This is a genomic window from Arsenicicoccus piscis (genome assembly GCF_022568835.1).
Lineage (GTDB): Bacteria > Actinomycetota > Actinomycetes > Actinomycetales > Dermatophilaceae > Arsenicicoccus > Arsenicicoccus piscis.
In genome coordinates, this window is the sequence record NZ_JAKZHV010000011.1 from 22642 (window position 1) to 39950 (window position 17309).

Consider the following 17309-nt stretch of genomic DNA (forward strand, 5'->3'; position numbering starts at 1 on the left):
CGGACGCTCAGAGCAGGCCGCGCTCGTAGGCGACACGCACGGCGGCCGCGCGGTCGCCGACGCCGAGCTTGGCGTAGGCGTGCACCAGGTGGGTCTTGACGGTTGCCTCGCTGACGAGCAGGTGCTCCGCGGCGCTCCGGTTGGTCCCGCCGCGCGCGATGACCCGCAGGACCTCGGCCTCGCGAGCGGTGAGCTCGGCGTCGACCCGGCGCCCGGTGAGCACGTCGAGAGCCCCCGGCGCCAGGGCGGTGCGGCCGGCGCAGAGGTCGAGGACGGCCTGGACCAGCTCACCGCGGCGCGTGTCCTTGAGCAGATAGCCGTCCGCGCCGGCAGACATGGCCGCGACGATGTCGCGGTCGGTGTCGTAGGTCGTGAGCACGAGGATGCGCGGCCGAGCCCGGTCGCGGTCGCGCAGCTCGCGGATCGCGGTGATCCCGTCACCCCGCGGCATGCGTAGATCCATCAGCACGACGTCGGGACCCGTGCCCCTGGCGGTGAGTGCGGTGACCAGCGCGACGGCCTCGGGTCCGCCGGCGGCCTCGCCCACCACCTCGATCCGATCCTCCCGCGCGAACATGCCACGCAGCCCGTCCCGGACGACGGGGTGGTCGTCGACGATGACGACCCGCAGCGGTCGAGGTGCCTGGCGGTCGGCGTTCATCGAGGCACCGCGGCGCTCACGACGCACCCGCGCCCGGGGGCGCTCTCCAGGGTCAACGTGCCGTTGCACCGCTCGAGCCGGGCGCGCATGCCCGCGATCCCGTGGCCGACGGTCCGGCACCCAGCGGTGGACGCGCCGTCCGGTGGGCCCACCGCTGGTGCGTCCGCTCCCGAGATCAGGAAACCCTGTCCGTCGTCGCGTACGTCCAGTCGGACCTCGTCCGTGGTGAACGTCAACGTCAGCGTCGTCCGGCGGGCGGCGCTGTGCCGGGCGACGTTGGAGAGCGCCTCCTGCGCGATCCGGACGAGCTCGGCGTCGTGCGGGCTGCGGCTGGGCGCTCCTTCGACGACCAGGGTCGCGGCCACGCCCGAGCTCTCGCTCCACCGGCGCACGAGCCCGTGCAGCGCTGTGGGCAGGTCCGCGCCGTCGAGGTGAGGTGACGCCAGCGCCACGACCGCCCGTCGGGCCTCGGCGAGGCTCTCGCGCGCAGCCTGCCCGGCCCGGTCGATGCGCGCCCGGGCGGCGGGGTCGTCGATGTCCACGGCTTCCAGCTGCGTGATGACGCCGAGCAACCCTTGGGCGACGGTGTCGTGGATCTCGCGCGACAGGCGCGCCCGCTCCTCGAGGATGCCCGACTCCCGCGCCTGGGTGACGAGCTGTGTCTGCAACGCTGCGTTCTCGCGCAAGGCGACCTCCAGCTGGTGGACCGTCTCCTCCCGGCGGGTGACGGCCTCCTCGCGGCGGTGCTCGACCAGGGTCATCGTCCCGGACAGCCCGACGTTGATCACGATCAGCAACAGGTAGAGCCACGGGGCACCCCACGCACCACGCCAGCCACCGGCCTGGGACAGGCCGGTTGACATCGCGACCGCCACGACCCCCAGCCACAGCACCGGCCAGCGGAAGACGCGCACGGCGTCGAAGTACCCCACGAATGCGTAGAACCCGTAGAGCGGGTTCAGCGCGCACAGCACCAGGCACGCCAGCGAGTGCAGCGCGAAACCCGGCACCGCGGTGGTCCTCCCGTGCACGCCCCAGCGCTCCCACCACCCACGAAAAAGCATGAGCCCCAAGCCGATCCACACATAGGTCCAGACGGAGAGCTCGGGGTTGAACAGGTCACGCGTGCCGATGCAGAGGACCGTGGCGGCGATGACGAGCGCGACCGGCATCAGCTGCGGCAGGCGCCGGGCAGCCCCCGGTGCCCCGGCCGACCGGGGCAGCCGAGGCACGGGCGGGTGAGCTGCGACGACGCCGGCCATGCGTGCCATCATCCTCCTGGGCGCCGCCGTGTCGACCGTCCTGGTGATCACTCCCACCGGAACGCCCGGGCAGCCAGCACCGCCGGCACGATGATCCAGACCAGCAGCACGCAGACCTGCGCGAGGGCTGGCCAGCTGCCGTGCATCGCCTGCAGCATGGCTGCTGAGGCGGCACCGCTCGGTGTCAGGTCGGCGATGCGGCCCAACAGCTCGGGGAACAGCGTGCGCGGCACCCACATGCCGGCGAAGAACCACAGCACGAAGGTGAGCACCGTGCCGACCCCCGACGCCATCCGCGGGTTCGCCGTCAGCGCGGCGACGATCGACCCGACGCAGAGGAACGCGGCGAGGGCGAGCACCGTCACCAGCATCAGGGCGAAGACGTTTCCGGGGGCGGGTTCCCCAGGACGGTCGGCACCGCGACGAGCACGGCACCGACCACGAGGGCTACTGCACCGAGCGAGACCAGCACCGCACCCAGCAGCACCGCAGGGGAGACCGGCGTGGTCCGCAACCGCTTCAGCACCCCGTCGGCGCGGTACTGGGCGACGACGGTGGGCATGCCCTGGACGGCGAGCAGGCTGGCGGTGAAGAGCACGAGCACCGGCAGGTAGAGCTGGGAGAAGCTCCAGCCGCCGAGGTCCGGCGACGGCTCCCGGGTGGCCGGCACGAGCGCCAGCGCGACGTCGGCGACGAGCGGCACCAGCACGGCCCAGGCCACCAACGCGGGCTCGCGCAGCAGCAACCGCGCCTCGTTGCGGATCATCGCCAGGAGCGGGGACCGGGCTCGGGCGGGGGTGGCGGCGCGGGTCGAGGTGGTCACGAGGACTCCTTCGTGCGGGCCGGCGAGGCCGTGAGCGAGAGGTAGGCGTCGTCGAGGTTCGGGGCCTCGACCCGCAGTCCGCGGACCGCGATGCCGCGCGCGACGAGATGGGTGACGACGGCGCCGACTGCGTCCTCACCCCCAGTGACGGACACCCGATCGCCGTCGACCACGACCTCCGAGATGTCGGGCAGCTCGAGCAGCGCGACCGTCTCCTCGTCCCGCAGTGGCCGCGACGGGGAGAACCGGATCCGCTGCAGACCCCCGGCCGTGCTGGCGAGCGCGTCGGGGGAGCCGAACGCCGTGACCCGGCCGTCGTCGAGGATGGCTACCCGGTCGCACAGGTGCTGCGCCTCCTCCATGAAGTGAGTCACGAGCACGATCGTCAGCCCGTCGCGCCGCAGCTCGGCGAGGAAGTCCCAGATCTCCCGACGCGCGGCCGGGTCCAGCCCGGTCGTCAGCTCGTCGAGGATGGCGATGCGCGGGTTCCCGACGAGGGCGAGGGCGACCGACAGCCGTTGCTGCTGGCCACCGGACAGCACCTCGAAGCGCCGGTCCGCCTGCGCCGAGAGACCGAACCGGTCGAGCAGCTCGTCGGTGTCTCGTGGTGCGGCGTAGAACGACCGGTAGAGGTCGAGCACCTCCCGTGGGGTGGTCTTCCTGGGCAGGCTCGCCTCTTGCAGCTGCATCCCGAGGATCGCCCGTAGACCGGGTGGGTCCTGGTCCGGGTCGAACCCGTCGACGCGCACCTCGCCGGAGTCGCGGCGGCGCAGCCCGCCGAGGCACTCGACGAGGGTCGACTTCCCGGCACCGTTGGGGCCGAGGATGCCCACGATCTCACCGGCGTCGACGTCGAGGTCTACGTGGTCCACGACGGTGCGGCCGGCATAGGACTTGGTCAGGGACGAGACGTGAATGAGGGACATGCCCTCAGCCTCCGCGCCCAGCCCCCGGCCCGGCATCGACCGGGTAGCCACACCGGGCCTCCACCGATCGGTTGACCACTCGCGTCGTTCAGCGGAAGCGAGCGTCAGCCGGCGGCGTCAGCCCTGCGCCTTGTGCACCATCTCCAGGAGCGCCCGCCGCGAGGCGAGCGACTCCTCGGCCGCCTTGATCTTGGCGGTGTCACCGGAGGCCTTGGCCTTCTCGAGGGCCTTGTTCTCCTTCTCGAGAGCCCGCTCGATCTGCTCGGCGAACGCCGACGCGCGGTGGTTGACCTCGGGGTTGGACTTCTTCCAGCGGGCGTCCTCGGCGTCGCGCACGGCCTGCTCGACCTTGCGCAGCGCGCCCTCGACGCGCGCCAGGTCGGCACGCGGCACCTTGCCGGCGTCGTCCCACTTGGCCTGGATGTCACGCAGCGCGGCCTTGGTCTTGTCGAGGTCCTTGACCGGCAGCAGCGCCTGCGCCTGCTTGAGCAGCTCCTCCTTGACGACCAGGTTGGCCGCGAACGCCTCGTCCTCGGCCGCGGCGACCTGGTCCTTGGCGTTGAAGAAGGCGTCCTGAGCGGCCTTGAAGCGCACCCACAGCCGGTCGTCGTCGGGTCGCCCGGCGCGCCCGGCGGCCCGCCACTGGTCCATCAGCCGCTTGTAGGCGGAGGCGGTGGAGTTCCAGTCGGTGCTCGTCTGCAGCGCCTCGGCGTCGGCGACCAGCTGGGTCTTGGTGGCCTTGGCCGACCCCTGGGTCTGCTCCAGCTCGACGAAGTAGACCCGCCGCGCCTTGTCGAAGGAGTTACGGGCCGCGCTGAATCGCTGCCACATGGCGTTCTCGACGTCGCGGTCCAGCCGCGCCGAGGCACGCTGGTGCTTCTTCCACTCGTCCAGCAGCTCGCGGATGCGGGCGCCGCTGGCCTTCCACTGCACCTTCTTGGGGTCCTGCGCGGCGATCTGCTCGGCCTCGGCCACGATGGCCTCGCGCTCGACCCGGGCTGCCTCCTTGGCGACGGCACGGTCCTGCGCCTCGACCTGGCGACGCGCCTCGATCGCCGTGGCGATCGACTCGACCTTGGCGTCGAGCTCGGCGAGGTCGCCGACGACGTTGGCCTCACCGATGTGCTCGCGCAGCTTGGCGAGGTCCTCGGTGCCCTCCTTGGCCGACAGGTTGGTCTGCAGCACCCGCTGGTAGAGCAGCTCGGCCGCGGCCCACATCTCGTCGTACTTGCGCGCGAAGTAGGCCAGCGCCTCCTCCGACGTCGCTCCCGGGTAGGAGCCGACCGGCTTCTCGCCGTCCGGCGTCCGCACGTAGACCGTGCCGTCCTCGTCGACACGGCCGAACGACGCCGCGTTGCTGGGGCCCGTCGCCAGGTGCAGGCCGGGCTGCGCCGGCACCGCGGCGGGGGACCCGTCGGCGGGCTTCGCCGCCATGGGCGGGCGGTGCCCCGCCAGCGCTGCCGGGGACGGCGCGGTCGGGGTCGGGCGCGGCGTCGGAGCGGGAGCGGGAGCGGCAGAGTCTGCGGCCGGCGCCGCCTCGTCGACGGCGGGCGGTGCGGGCTCGACGCTGTCGGGGGTGGGCTGCTGCGGCTGGTTCACGGCTGTGCCTTCTTGTCGGTGACGGAGACCTTGAGGATGCTGATCGGGGTCTTCGGTGGGCCGTCGGCTCCCGCTGAGGAGCCGGCGGCGGCGATGCTGCCCACCATATCCAGTCCTCGGGTCACGGTGCCGAAGATCGAGTATCCACCGCCGCTGGTCGGGAGCGCCGTGTGGTCGTAGACGATGAAGAACTGCGACCCGTTGCTCTTGGGGTCGTTGGTGCGGGCCATGGCGACCGTGCCCTTGGGGTACTGACCGTTCGCCGGGACGTTCTCCAGCCCGAACCCGTAGCCCGGGGTGCCCGTGCCGACGCCCGTCGGGTCTCCGCACTGGAGCACGAAGATGGCCTGGGTGGTGAGCCGGTGGCAGGGGCTCGGGTCGAAGTAGCCCTGCTTGGCCAAGAAGGCGAACGACGCGACGGTCTGCGGGGCCTTGGTGCCGTCGAGCTCGATGACGATGTCACCGCAGTTGGTGGTGAGGGTCGCGACCAGCGTCTTGCCCTTCACGGTCGCCGGGTCGGGCGCGGCGGGGAACTGCTTGGGCTTGGTCTGCGCCGCCGGCGCCGGCGAGCAGTGCAGCCCGCTCGTCGGTGCGCCCGCGGCGTCGGGCACGTTGTCCTCGTCGGACGAGCCGGCAAGGCGGGGGAGGACCAGCACGGCAGCGAGGACGAGGGCGAGGGTCGCAAGGCTGACGAGCAGCACGGTGCGCTGCTGCTTGGCCCGCCGCTGCGCCTGCTCGGCGGCCTTGGCCTGGACTCGGTCGTGACGCCGTCTCGCGCGGGCCCGTTCCTGTTCTCTGGTCACCACGGGGAGTGTAGGCGGTGATACGCGGTGGGGTTCGTCACTGCCACTCGCTAGGCTTCGCGGCGTGCTCCTCATCGGATTCCCAGCCCTGGCGTTCGCGACGAACTGCTACGTCGTCGCGCCCGCTCCCGGCGAGCAGTGCCTCGTGGTCGACCCCGGCATCGGGGTGCTCGACCAGCTGCAGGCGACGCTGCGCGAGCATCGGCTCAAGCCGGCCGCGGTGCTGCTCACCCACGGGCACCTGGACCACGTCTTCTCGGTGACCCCGGTGTGCACCAGTGGCGACGACGGCGAGCTGCCCGCCTACATCCACGGTGACGACCGCTACCGCCTGCACGACCCGGTCGAGCTGCTGGAGCCGCAGCTGCGCGCGGCCCTGCAGGCCCAGTTCCCCGGCCCCTGGCGCGAGCCGTCCGACGTGCAGATGCTGCGCGACCACGAGCACCTCGACCTGGCGGGTCTCGGTGTCGACGTGCTGCATGCGCCTGGGCACACCGAGGGGTCGGCGATGTTCGGCCTGACTGGCGTCCCGGACGGCGTCGCCGTCGACGCGAGCCGCACCATGCTGTCAGGCGACGTGCTGTTCGCCGGGTCGATCGGGCGTACGGACCTGCCCGGTGGCGATCACCAGGCGATGCAGCGCAGCCTGCGCGACGTCGTGCTGCCGCTCGCCGACGACACCCTCGTCCTGCCGGGGCACGGCCCGGCCACGACCATGGCGCGCGAGCGCGCCACCAATCCCTACCTGCAAGGACTGTCCTGATGGCTCAGAAGATCGCCCCGCTCTCCGGCTTCCCGGAGCTGCTGCCCGCCGACCGGGTCGTCGAGCAGCACTTCCTCGACGTCATCCGCGAGACCTTCGAGCTGCACGGGTTCGCCGGCATCGAGACCCGGGCCGTGGAGCCGGTCGAGCGGCTGCTCGGCAAGGGCGGCGACGCCGACAAGGAGATCTACGGCGTGACGCGGCTGGCCGCCGGGGCCGACGAGACGCGCGACGCCGAGCTGGGCCTGCACTTCGACCTCACCGTCCCGTTCGCGCGCTACGTCCTGGAGAACGCCGGCAAGCTCTCCTTCCCGTTCCGCCGCTACCAGATCCAGAAGGTCTGGCGCGGCGAGCGGCCGCAGGAGGGGCGCTACCGCGAGTTCACCCAGGCCGACATCGACATCGTCGACACCGGTGAGCTGCCCGCGCACTACGAGGCCGAGCTGCCGCTGGTCATCGCCGAGGCGTTCAGCCGGCTGCCGGTCGGAGCGTTCCGGATCCAGGTCAACAACCGCAAGATCCCCGAGGGGTTCTACCTCGGGATCGGGCTGACCGACGTCGCCGGCACCCTGCGCATCGTCGACAAGCTCGACAAGATCGGTCCCGAGGCCGTCGCCACGCTGCTCGTCGAGGCCGGGGCGACGCAGCAGCAGGCCGCGCAGTGTCTCGCGCTCGCCGAGATCTCGGCCACCGACACCAGCTTCGCCGACCAGGTGCGCGCCCTCGGGGTCAGCCACCCGACCCTGGACGCCGGCCTGGAGGAGCTCAGCGCCGTCATGGCGACCGGGGTCGCCCACGCCCCGGGCCTGCTCGTCGCCGACCTGCGGGTCGCCCGCGGCCTCGACTACTACACCGGCACGGTCTACGAGACCCAGCTGGTGGGGCACGAGTCCTACGGCTCGATCTGCTCCGGCGGGCGCTACGACGCGCTGGCCTCCGACGGCCGCACGACCTACCCCGGCGTCGGCATCTCGATCGGCGTCTCCCGGCTCGTGCACAAGCTGCTGGCGCTCGGCCTCGTCGAGGGCTCGCGCAGCACCCCCACCTGCGTGCTCGTCGCCCTCACCGCCGACGAGGACCGTCCGGGCGCGATGGCCGTCGCGGCCCAGCTGCGCGCCCGGGGCATCGCGTGCGAGGTAGCCCCCTCGGCAGCGAAGTTCGGCAAGCAGATCCGCTTCGCGGACCGTCGCGGCATCCCGTTCGTCTGGTTCCCCGGCACCGACGGCGGCGCGGATCAGGTCAAGGACATCCGCTCCGGCGAGCAGGTCGACGCCGACGCGGCCACCTGGGCGCCACCCGCCGAGGACCTGCACCCCGGGGTGAAGCGGGCGTCGACCGAGGCGTAGCGCCGGCCCAGGGGTCTACGCGTCCTCCTCGTCCCAGATCCGCACCTTCTTGGGGCGCGGGGCGCGCACGATCCCCTGGCTCTCGCGCCACTCGCGCCGAGCGAAGAACAGCACCAGGCCGTAGCCCGCGACCGCGAACAGCCACCACTGGTAGCCGTACTGGAAGTTGATCCAGCCCTGATCGGTGTCCGGGGGCGCGATGGCGACCAGGCCGGCCTGCCCGGGTTGACTGCTGGTGGCGACCGGCTTGCCGTCCTCGGTGCCGAGCACCAGGACCGCGCGGTTGACCACGCCACCCATGGCGGCCTGTGCGTCGTCAAGGCTGAGCGAGGCGAGCTGACCGGACGGCAGGGTGCGGTCGCGCGACTGCTCACCAGTCTTCAGCCAGCCGACGACCGTGACCTCGCCGGCGGGCGCCTCCGGCACCGGCGGCAGCTGCGCCGCGTCCTGGCCTGCGGGGACGAAGCCGCGGTCGACGACGAGGGTCGTCCCGTCCTCGAGCCGCAGCGGCCAGAGCACCTCGTAGCCGACGACCGAGTCCTGCGTCCGGTTGCGGACGAACTGCCGCTTGGCCTCGTCGTAGCGTCCGGTGACCTGCACGTGCGACCACGCCTGCTGCGGGGTGAGGGTCGCACTCGTCGTCGGGAGCACGGAGCGCAGCGGCACCGGCTCGGCCCCGTAGTTGCGCTCGATCGCGTGCGAGAGCGTCGACTTGCCCTCGTAGCGGCCGTACTGCCAGTTCCCGAGCCACACGCACACGCAGGCGAAGACGGTGGCGAGCGCCAGCAGCCCGAGCCACTTCCTGGTCAGCAGGGTGCGGATCACGCGGGTGCTCCAGCACCCGGGTCGACCGTGGGGGAGGGCTTGGGTGAGAGCTCGAGGGAGGGCGGCGTGGGGGAGCTGGTTCGGGGGTGGAGCCGGCAGAACATAAGGTGGAGCCTATGACTTTCGTGCCCGAACCCCGAGTTCGGCCCGAGCTGAGCGACACCTTCGGTCGCGTGGCCCGGGACCTGCGGGTGTCGGTGACCGACCGGTGCAACCTGCGGTGCACCTACTGCATGCCGGCCGAGGGGCTTCCCTGGCTGCCGCGCCCGGAGATGCTCGACGACGACGAGCTGGTGCGCGTCGTGGGGCTCTTCGTGTCGATGGGCGTCACCCAGGTCCGGCTGACCGGCGGCGAGCCGCTGCTGCGCCGCTCGCTCGTCGACGTGGTGGGTCGCATCGCCGCCCTCGAGCCGCGCCCGCGGATCGCCATGACCACCAACGGCGTGGGCCTCGCCCGCGTCGCCGCGCCGCTCGCGGCTGCCGGGCTGGACCGGGTCAACATCTCGCTCGACACCGTCGACCGGGACACCTTCGCCCAGCTGACCCGCCGCGACCGCTTCGACGACGTCGTCGCAGGTCTGGAGGCCGCCGCTGCCGCGGGCCTGACCCCCGTCAAGGTCAACGCGGTCGCCATGCGCGGCATCAACGACGGTGTCGTCGCCGACCTGCTCGGCTGGTGCCTCGAGCGGGGTTATCACCTGCGCTTCATCGAGCAGATGCCGTTGGACGCCCAGCACGCGTGGGCCCGCGAGCAGATGATCACCGCGACCGAGCTCCACGCCCACCTGGCCGAGCGCTTCGAGCTGACCCCGCACGCCGGGTCCGCGCGCGGGAGTGCGCCCGCCGAGCTCTACGACGTCCTAGAGCCGGCGACCGGACGCACCGGCACGGTGGGGATCATCGCCAGCGTGACCGCGCCGTTCTGCGGCGCCTGCGACCGGGTCCGCCTCACCGCCGACGGCCAGGTGCGCAACTGCCTGTTCGCCCAGGGCGAGGTCGACCTGCGCGGCCCGCTGCGCGACGGCGCGAGCGACGACGACCTGCGCACGCTGATCAACCAGGAGATGTGGCGCAAGGCCGCCGGTCACGGCATCGGCAAGCCGAGCTTCCACCAGCCGGCGCGCCCCATGTCCGCCATCGGCGGCTGACCCTCGCGGGGAGCTAGGACCGATCCTGGTCGTCCGCGGCGTCTGGCTCGTCACCTGAGGCGTTGCCCGGCCGGTCAGCGGGTGAGTCAGCGTGCGGTGCGGCGGTCTCGTCGTCGGCGACCACGACCCACGACTCGATGGCGGGGGTGTCGCCAGGGCCGAGCATCGGCTGCTGCTCGTCGACCTGCTCGATCGTGCCGGTCGACTGGACGTTGACGGCGTTCGCGAGCACCACGGCGACGTAGGGGAGCAGCACGGCTCCGACCAGGAAGACCCACTTCCACCAGCCGGGCACGACGATCATCAGCAGGAAGCACAGGGTGCGGATCGACATCGAGATCAGGTAGCGCCGGGTGCGCGCATCGATGTCGTCGCCGAGCGAGGTGGGTGCGGTCGTCACCGTCGTCACCGGCGGCCGCTCGGGCCTGCCGCTGGTGTGGTGCCGGGCTGAGGACGCGCTCACCGCCTCACTGTAGACCTCGTGGCGACGGTCCTCGTCCTGCCTACCGGCCGGTAGTCGGCTACCGTCGGTGGGTGCATGCCCTGGCGTGCGCCGACCGCGCTACCCGCACCCCCTTGGAGGAGCCCTGATGTCCGACCCGCGCAACGTCCTGGTGACCGGGGGCAACCGGGGCATCGGCCTCGCGATCGCCCAGGCCTTCGCCGCGGCGGGGGACAACGTCGTGGTCACCAACCGCTCCGGCGAGGCGCCCGAGGGTCTGCAGGCGGTCCGCTGCGAGGTCACCGACACGGCGAGCGTGGACCAGGCGTTCACCGAGGCCGAGCAGCTGCTCGGCGGCCCGATCGAGGTGCTGGTCGCCAACGCCGGCATCACCCGCGACACGCTGCTGATGCGGATGAGCGACGAGGACTTCGACCAGGTCATCGACACCAACCTCGCCGGTGCCTTCCGCTGCGCCCGCCGCGCGTCCAAGGGCATGATCAAGCTGCGGCGCGGCCGGATGATCTTCATCTCGAGCGTCGTGGGGCTCTACGGCTCGCCGGGCCAGGCCAACTACGCCTCCAGCAAGTCCGGCCTCGTCGGGCTCGCCCGCTCGATCACCCGCGAGCTGGGCGGGCGCGGCATCACCGCCAACGTCGTCGCGCCCGGGTTCATCGAGACCGACATGACGGCCGCCCTGCCCGACGAGACGGTCGCGGGCTACAAGAAGGCCATCCCGGCCGGTCGGCTGGCCCAGCCGGCCGAGGTCGCGGCTGCGGTGACCTTCCTCGCGTCGCCGGACGCGGGCTACATCTCCGGCGCCGTGATCCCCGTCGACGGCGGCCTCGGCATGGGTCACTGACACCCGCGACCAGCGGCATCCCTCAGCAAGCACACGCTCCTCCCCAAATCCCCTGTCAGCGAAGGAAGTCCCATGGGTCTGCTCGACGGCAAGAAGCTCCTCATCACCGGCGTCCTGATGGACTCCTCGATCGCGTTCCACGTGGCCAAGCTGGCCCAGGAGCAGGGCGCCGAGGTGGTCCTCACGTCCTTCGGGCGCACCATGAAGATCACCCAGACGATCGCGAAGCGGCTGCCGCAGACCCCGCAGGTCCTCGAGCTCGACGTCACCAACGAGGAGCACCTCGAGACCCTCGCCGACCGGGTCAAGGAGGTCGTGCCCCACCTCGACGGCGTGCTGCACTCGATCGGCTTCGCGCCGCAGGGGGCGTTCACCTTCCTCGACGCCACCTGGGAGGACGCCGCCACGGCGCTGCACACCTCGGCCTACTCGCTCAAGGCGCTCGCCGTCGCCTGCGAGCCGATCATGCCCGAGGGCAGCGCGGTCGTCGGCCTCACCTTCGACGCGAAGTTCGCCTGGCCGGTCTACGACTGGATGGGGGTGGCGAAGGCCGCGTTCGAGTCGACCAACCGCTACTGCGCGCGCGACCTCGGCCCCAAGGGGATCCGCTGCAACCTGGTCGCCGCAGGCCCGATCCGCACCACCGCCGCGAAGTCCATCCCCGGCTTCGAGGCGTTCGAGAAGGTCTGGGACGACCGCGCCCCGCTCGGCTGGAACGTCTCCGACCCGGTGCCCGCCGCCAAGGCGTGCGTCGCGCTCATGTCCGACTGGTTCCCGGCCACGACCGGCGAGATCGTGCACGTCGACGGTGGCGTGCACGCCATGGGTCAGTAGTCCCTCGCTTGCCTGACGTGCCCGAGCGTGCGCCCCAGCCCCTGGGCATCGAGACCGTCGAGGTCCGCGTCCTCGACGGGCCGAACCTCTACTTCCCCGGGCCGGCCATCAAGGTCGTCCTGCGCGTCCCGGCGCTGCTCGCTCTGCGCCGGCGCGAGGCGCTCGCGGTGGCCCGCCGGCTCGGCCTGCGTCGCGCCGAGCCGGGTCGGCGCGGGACCACCGAGCGCCAGCAGTTCGCCGGCCGGGTCGTGCGCGGCGCCGTGCGCCGGGTCGGGCAGGCCGCGGGGCTGCGGCGGCTCGCGACCCGCGTACGTCCGGGATCGTCGCTGGACGAGGTGGTCATCGCCTTCCCGTGGCGCCACCGCGAGCGGGGTGTCGCCAGCGGTGAGGCCGTAGAACGAACCCTCCGCGCGCTGCTGTCCGACGACCCGCAGGTGGCCGAGCGGGCGGTCGAGGACTCGGCCGCCTGGGTCGCTGCGCGTGGCCTCGGGGAGGCACCGACGACGATCACGCCGACCATCCCGGTGGCGTCGATCACCGGGACCAACGGCAAGACCACGACCACGCGGCTGGTGGCCCACATCGCGATGACCGCCGGCCTGCGCACCGGCTGGTCGTCGACCTCGGGTGTGCTGGTGCAGGGGGAGGTCGTGCGCGAGGGCGACTACTCCGGGCCGGGTGGGGCGCGGGCGGTGCTGGAGTCGCCGGGCGTGCAGATCGGCATCCTCGAGACGGCACGCGGCGGGATGCTGCTGCGCGGGATGGGGGTTCGTCACAACGACGTCAGCGTGGTCACCAACGTCACCGCCGACCACCTGGGCCTGCAGGGCATCGACACCGTCGACCAGCTGGCCGAGGTCAAGGCGATCGTCACCAAGGTCACCCGACCGACCGGCTGGACCGTCCTCAACGGCGATGACCCGCGCGTCTGGGCCATGCGGGCGGGCACCCGCGGGCGCCTCTGCGCCTTCAGCCTCGACTCCTCCGCCCCGGCGCTGCGCGGTGCCCTCGACGCGGGCGGTCGCGCCGTCACCGTCCTCGACGACGCAGTCGCGGTGCTCGAGCCCGACGGCACGGTCGACCGGCTCGTCGCGCTGACCGACGTCCCGATGACGCTGGCCGGTCTGTCGCGGCACAACACCGCCAACGCGCTGGCCGGTGCCGCCGCCGCGCTCGGCCTTGGGCTCCCGCGTCAGGCGGTGGTCGACGGGCTGCGCACCTTTGCCCCCGACGGCGCCCACAACCCCGGCCGGATGAACGTCTACTCCGTGCCGCCGGCGGCGACCGACAGCGCCGCCGCGACCGTGATCCTCGACATGGCGCACAACGAGGACGGCCTGCGGGCGCTGCTCGACGTGGCCCGGGGGCTGACGGCGCCGGGCGGCCGGCTGCACCTCGGCCTCGGCACCGGCGGGGACCGCACCGACGACATCCTGGCCAACCTCGGGGCGATGGCCGGTGCGGAGGCCGACGTGATCCACCTGGTGCACAAGGACCACTACCTGCGCGATCGCACCCGCGAGGACCTCGAGTCCCACCTGCGACGCGGGCTCTCCCGGTCCGGCGTCGGCGAGGCCGAGGTCTACCCGGACGAGCCGACGGCGCTGGCCGCGGTGCTGCCGCAGCTGCACGACGGCGACGTGCTCGCGCTGATGACCCACGAGTCGTGGGCCGAGCTCGACGGCTGGCTGACCGGGCACGGGGGCTCGCCGGACAGCGCGGCGACCGTGCGGCGCAAGGTCAAGCGGGCCCGCGGGGAGCACGAGGACGAGGAGCTCCTGGCCGGCCTGCGCGCCGAGGCGGCGACCGACCCGGGCGGCGTCCGCGAGCGGCTCGCGACCCTGGTCGAGGCTGCCCCGGCAGACCCGCGACTGGTCTACGAGCTGGCGCTGGTGACCGAGCTCGCCGGCGACCCGTCGACCGCCGCCACGCTCTACGCCCGGGCGCGCGAGCTGGGGCTCGCCGAGCCGCTGCGCCGCGAGGCCGTGCTGCACCAGGGCGCGCTGGCTCTGCGCGCGGGCGACCCGCAGCAGGCGCTCGGGCTGGTCGACGAGATCGACGCGCGCTGGTCGGGCGAGGCGTCCGTGGTGGCCTACCGCGCGCTGGCCCGCCAGGGTGTCGGCGACGCGTCGGGCGCGGTGGCGGACCTCGTCGAGGCGCTGCTGCAGCGCGCGGCCGGCAGCCAGGACGACGCCTTCCGCGCCGACCTGCACGCCGCCGTCGCCGCGCTCAGGCGGTGAAGTCGGCGTCGGCGACCGGCCGGTCGTCCTGGTCGTTGTAGCCGCGCGGGGTCGCCGCCTGGGTGTAGCGCTCGAGCTCGTCCATCACCACCGCGTGCCGGTCCACGCACAGCACCACCAGGTCGCCGCGATCGGCGAGCTTGAGGCTGCGGCGCACCGCCTCGACCTCGTCGGTGACGATCTCGAGCGTCGTGGTCACCGCAGCACCCGCGGCGATGGCGTCCCGGCAGCCCTGCGCCACCAGCTCCGCGGACTCGCCGGCGGGCCGGCCGCGCAGGTTGCCGTCCTCGCGCACCACGATGGTGTCGAAGTACCGAGCCGCGGTCTCGCCGAGCTCGCGCAGGTCCTCGTCCCGCCGGTCGCCCGCGGTGGCGATCATGGCGATGCGCTGCACCCGGCGGTTCGTCTCGGCGCTCTTGCGGTCGCCGTAGCGCGCGGCGAAGTCGCCGAGCATGCGCATGCCCGCGGCGTTGTGGCAGTAGTCCACGACGACCTCGGCGCCCAGCACCGACATGAGGTTCATCCGGCCGGGGGACAGGTAGTAGTTGGTCGTGAACGTGCGTAGACCCTGGCGCACGTCCCGCAGCGGCGCGCCCAGCGCGATCGCGGCGCCGGCGGCGGCCATGGCGTTGGCGACGTTCATCCGGGCCGCACCGCCGAAGGTCGAGGGCAGCAGGTGGGTGAACGCGAGCTGCATGGTCCGCGACCCGTGCCGGACCACGATCATCTCGCCGCGCTCGGTCTCCTCCAGCAGCAGCGCGCGGCCACCGCGGCGGCAGTGGTCGAGCACCATCTGGTGCACCGAGCTGCCCGGCTCGGAGGTCGTGAACCAGATGATCGCGCCGGAGCAGTGCCGCCGCATGGCGCGCACGTGCTCGTCGTCCGCGTTGAGGACGGCGTGGCCGTCGCGCGGGACGGCCTCGACGACCACCCGCTTGACCGCGGCGAGGTCCGCCAGCGTCTCGATGCCGCGCATCCCGAGGTGGTCGGAGGCCACGTTGGTGACGACGGCGACGTCGTTGCGGTCGTAGCCCAGGCCCTCGCGCAGGACGCCGCCGCGAGCGACCTCCATGACCGCGAGCTCTACGCGGGGATTCTGCAGGACCATCCGGGCCGAGCGCGGGCCGGAGGCGTCCGCCTTCTTGACCAGCCGCTCGTCGATGATGATGCCGTCGGTCGAGGTCATGCCGACCTTGGTGCCCATGCCCTTGAAGATGTGCGAGATCATCCGGCTCGTCGTCGTCTTGCCGTTGGTGCCGGTGACGGCGACGATCGGCACCCGCGACGGGGCGCCGGGCGGGAAGAGCAGGTCGATGACCGGCTTGGCGATGAACTGCGGCTCGCCGATCGTCGGGTGCGTGTGCATCCGGAAGCCCGGTGCGGCGTTGACCTCGCAGATCGCGCCACCGGTGTCGCGCACCGGCTGGGTGATGTCGGGACAGATGAAGTCGATGCCGGCGACGTCGAGCCCGACCAGCTGCGCGGCCTCCTCGGCGATGTCGACGTTGTCCTCGTGCGCCTCGAAGGTGCGGTCGATGGAGATGCCTCCGGTCGACATGTTGGCGGTCAGCGCGAGCTTGACCGGCTCGCCCGCCGGCGGCACCGAGTCCATCGAGAAGCCTTGTGCGGCAACGAGTTCGACAGCCGCCTCGTCGACCTTGATGCGGGTGAGGACCTTCTCGTGGCCAACGCCGCGGCGCGGGTCGGCGTTGGTGAGGTCGACCAGCTCGGCGACCGTGCTGACGCCGTCCCCGACCACGTGCGCGGGCACCCGCTCGGCGATCGCCTGCATCTTGCCGCCGATGATGAGACAGCGGTAGTCCTTGCCGGTGATGAACGACTCGACCTGCACGTAGCCCCGCCGCGACTCGCCCCGGGCCACGGCGTAGGCCTCGCGGACGGCGTCGTCGTCGCGCAGGTCCAGGCACACGCCGCGACCGTGGTTGCCGTCCAGCGGCTTGAGGACCACCGGGTGGCCGATCCGCCGCGCCGCCTCCACGGCACCCTCCTCGGTGCGCACGAGCTCGCTCTCGGGGACGGGGAGGCCGGCCGAGCCGAGCAGGCTGTTCGTGAGGTCCTTGTCGCCCGCGATGTCGACGGCGAGCGCGCCGGTGAGGGAGGTCATCGTCGCGCGGAAGCGCTTGGCGTGCACGCCCTGCCCGAGCTGGATCAGCGAGCCGCGGTTGAGTCGCTGCCAGGGGATGCCGCGGCTCACCGCCTCCTCGAGGATGGCGTGGGTCGAGGGGCCGAACGCGGTGCGCTGAGCCGTCAGCAGGAACTCGTCGAGCTTCTGCTGCCAGTCGAATCCGTCTGTGGGAGAGACCAGCTCGTTGACCAGCCGCACGGCGAGCCGGCTCGCGGCGAGGCCGACCGTCTCGTCGAGGTAGCCGATGACGATGTTGTAGCGACCCCGCTCGCCCTTGACCGACCGGGTCTTGCCGCGGCGCAGGTCGTGGCCCGCCTCCTGCTGCAGCTGCAGCATGACGTGCTCGGCGACGTGGCCGAGCCAGGTGCCCTTGCGCATCCGCTGGACGAACCCACCGCGCTCGCCGACGGAGCAGGTGTGCTCGACGAGGCCGGGCAGCAGCTCGAGGAGCCGGTCGGTGAAGCCGGGCAGCCGGTCGGTGGGGAAGTCCTCGAGGGTGCCGAGGTCGACGACCAGGTGGATCGCCTGGTGGTAGGACCAGACGTTGGGTCCGCGATAGACCCGGGTCGATCGGATCGTCAGGTCCGGCTGCGGCTGCGCGGCGTGCTCCATGGGGCTCCTTCGTGAGG

General features: G+C 72.5%; 16 protein-coding genes. 6 read left to right on the plus strand and 10 right to left on the minus strand.

Going from position 1 to position 17309, the window contains the following annotated elements:
• Positions 1-7 precede the first annotated feature (7 nt).
• The 7 genes from MM440_RS15920 to MM440_RS15950 all read right to left on the minus strand — a co-directional run bounded on the left by MM440_RS15920 (position 8) and on the right by MM440_RS15950 (position 6074).
• Positions 8-661 (minus strand): response regulator, encoded by a 654-nt coding sequence (locus MM440_RS15920; protein ID WP_241445924.1) that lies wholly within the window; start codon positions 659-661, stop codon positions 8-10.
• Positions 658-1923, minus strand: coding sequence for a sensor histidine kinase (locus MM440_RS15925; protein ID WP_241445932.1), 1266 nt, complete (start codon positions 1921-1923; stop codon positions 658-660). Before MM440_RS15925 ends, MM440_RS15920 begins: the two co-directional genes overlap by 4 nt.
• Before the next feature lie 47 nt (positions 1924-1970).
• Positions 1971-2288 (minus strand): hypothetical protein, encoded by a 318-nt coding sequence (locus MM440_RS15930; protein ID WP_241445934.1) that lies wholly within the window; start codon positions 2286-2288, stop codon positions 1971-1973.
• Positions 2289-2293: 5 nt separating this feature from the next.
• Positions 2294-2746, minus strand: coding sequence for an ABC transporter permease (locus MM440_RS15935; RefSeq protein ID WP_241445942.1), 453 nt, complete (start codon positions 2744-2746; stop codon positions 2294-2296).
• On the minus strand, positions 2743-3672 hold the full coding sequence (locus tag MM440_RS15940; protein WP_241445945.1) for an ABC transporter ATP-binding protein: 930 nt from the start codon (positions 3670-3672) through the stop codon (positions 2743-2745). Before MM440_RS15940 ends, MM440_RS15935 begins: the two co-directional genes overlap by 4 nt.
• 117 nt (positions 3673-3789) lie before the next feature.
• Positions 3790-5271, minus strand: coding sequence for a DUF349 domain-containing protein (locus MM440_RS15945; RefSeq protein WP_241445947.1), 1482 nt, complete (start codon positions 5269-5271; stop codon positions 3790-3792).
• Positions 5268-6074 carry a peptidylprolyl isomerase gene (locus MM440_RS15950; RefSeq protein WP_241445949.1) on the minus strand — a complete coding sequence of 269 codons (807 nt, stop codon included), beginning with the start codon at positions 6072-6074 and terminating at the stop codon, positions 5268-5270. Before MM440_RS15950 ends, MM440_RS15945 begins: the two co-directional genes overlap by 4 nt.
• A gap of 64 nt (positions 6075-6138) precedes the next feature.
• On the opposite strand from MM440_RS15950, the gene MM440_RS15955 reads away from it, so the two are divergent.
• Both MM440_RS15955 and hisS read left to right on the plus strand, forming a co-directional pair.
• A complete protein-coding gene (locus MM440_RS15955; RefSeq protein ID WP_241445951.1) occupies positions 6139-6837 on the plus strand; it encodes an MBL fold metallo-hydrolase in 699 nt (232 codons plus the stop codon).
• Complete coding sequence (gene hisS / locus MM440_RS15960; RefSeq protein WP_241445953.1) at positions 6837-8183, plus strand: histidine--tRNA ligase; 1347 nt, start codon at positions 6837-6839, stop codon at positions 8181-8183. The genes MM440_RS15955 and hisS overlap by 1 nt, the downstream gene beginning before the upstream one ends.
• Positions 8184-8198: 15 nt before the next feature.
• On the opposite strand, the gene MM440_RS15965 is transcribed toward hisS, so the two are convergent.
• The gene (locus MM440_RS15965; protein WP_241445955.1) at positions 8199-9008 is read right to left on the minus strand and encodes an SURF1 family cytochrome oxidase biogenesis protein; all 810 of its coding nucleotides are present in this window, start codon (positions 9006-9008) and stop codon (positions 8199-8201) included.
• A 116-nt stretch (positions 9009-9124) separates the two neighbouring features.
• Here MM440_RS15965 and moaA point away from each other — a divergent pair, with 116 nt between their 5' ends.
• Positions 9125-10156 carry a GTP 3',8-cyclase MoaA gene (gene moaA, locus MM440_RS15970; RefSeq protein ID WP_241445957.1) on the plus strand — a complete coding sequence of 344 codons (1032 nt, stop codon included), beginning with the start codon at positions 9125-9127 and terminating at the stop codon, positions 10154-10156.
• Between the two features lie 13 nt (positions 10157-10169).
• Here moaA and MM440_RS15975 read toward each other — a convergent pair whose 3' ends face one another.
• Positions 10170-10619, minus strand: coding sequence for a DUF3099 domain-containing protein (locus tag MM440_RS15975; RefSeq protein WP_241445959.1), 450 nt, complete (start codon positions 10617-10619; stop codon positions 10170-10172).
• Positions 10620-10746: 127 nt separating this feature from the next.
• Here MM440_RS15975 and fabG point away from each other — a divergent pair, with 127 nt between their 5' ends.
• The 3 genes from fabG (at position 10747) to MM440_RS15990 (ending at position 14534) form a co-directional block, all read left to right on the plus strand.
• Positions 10747-11460, plus strand: coding sequence for a 3-oxoacyl-ACP reductase FabG (gene fabG / locus MM440_RS15980; RefSeq protein WP_241445961.1), 714 nt, complete (start codon positions 10747-10749; stop codon positions 11458-11460).
• Between the two features lie 72 nt (positions 11461-11532).
• Positions 11533-12294 carry an enoyl-ACP reductase FabI gene (gene fabI, locus MM440_RS15985; RefSeq protein WP_241445963.1) on the plus strand — a complete coding sequence of 254 codons (762 nt, stop codon included), beginning with the start codon at positions 11533-11535 and terminating at the stop codon, positions 12292-12294.
• A gap of 17 nt (positions 12295-12311) precedes the next feature.
• Entirely contained in the window at positions 12312-14534 is a 2223-nt protein-coding gene (locus tag MM440_RS15990) for a Mur ligase family protein (RefSeq protein WP_241445965.1), read from the plus strand.
• Here the strand turns inward: MM440_RS15990 and cphA are convergent.
• Entirely contained in the window at positions 14524-17292 is a 2769-nt protein-coding gene (gene cphA, locus MM440_RS15995; protein ID WP_241445967.1) for a cyanophycin synthetase, read from the minus strand. The two genes, MM440_RS15990 and cphA, sit on opposite strands and share 11 nt — an antisense overlap.
• Between the last annotated feature and the right edge of the window lie 17 nt (positions 17293-17309).

Bases quoted from the DNA above. Each gene is read 5' to 3' on its own strand.
- MM440_RS15920 (WP_241445924.1), bottom strand. From the start codon at position 661: ATGAACGCCGACCGCCAGGCACCTCGACCGCTGCGGGTCGTCATCGTC.
- MM440_RS15925 (WP_241445932.1), bottom strand. From the start codon at position 1,923: ATGGCCGGCGTCGTCGCAGCTCACCCGCCCGTGCCTCGGCTGCCCCGG.
- MM440_RS15940 (WP_241445945.1), bottom strand. From the start codon at position 3,672: ATGTCCCTCATTCACGTCTCGTCCCTGACCAAGTCCTATGCCGGCCGC.
- hisS (WP_241445953.1), top strand. From the start codon at position 6,837: ATGGCTCAGAAGATCGCCCCGCTCTCCGGCTTCCCGGAGCTGCTGCCC.
- moaA (WP_241445957.1), top strand. From the start codon at position 9,125: ATGACTTTCGTGCCCGAACCCCGAGTTCGGCCCGAGCTGAGCGACACC.
- fabG (WP_241445961.1), top strand. From the start codon at position 10,747: ATGTCCGACCCGCGCAACGTCCTGGTGACCGGGGGCAACCGGGGCATC.
- fabI (WP_241445963.1), top strand. From the start codon at position 11,533: ATGGGTCTGCTCGACGGCAAGAAGCTCCTCATCACCGGCGTCCTGATG.
- cphA (WP_241445967.1), bottom strand. From the start codon at position 17,292: ATGGAGCACGCCGCGCAGCCGCAGCCGGACCTGACGATCCGATCGACC.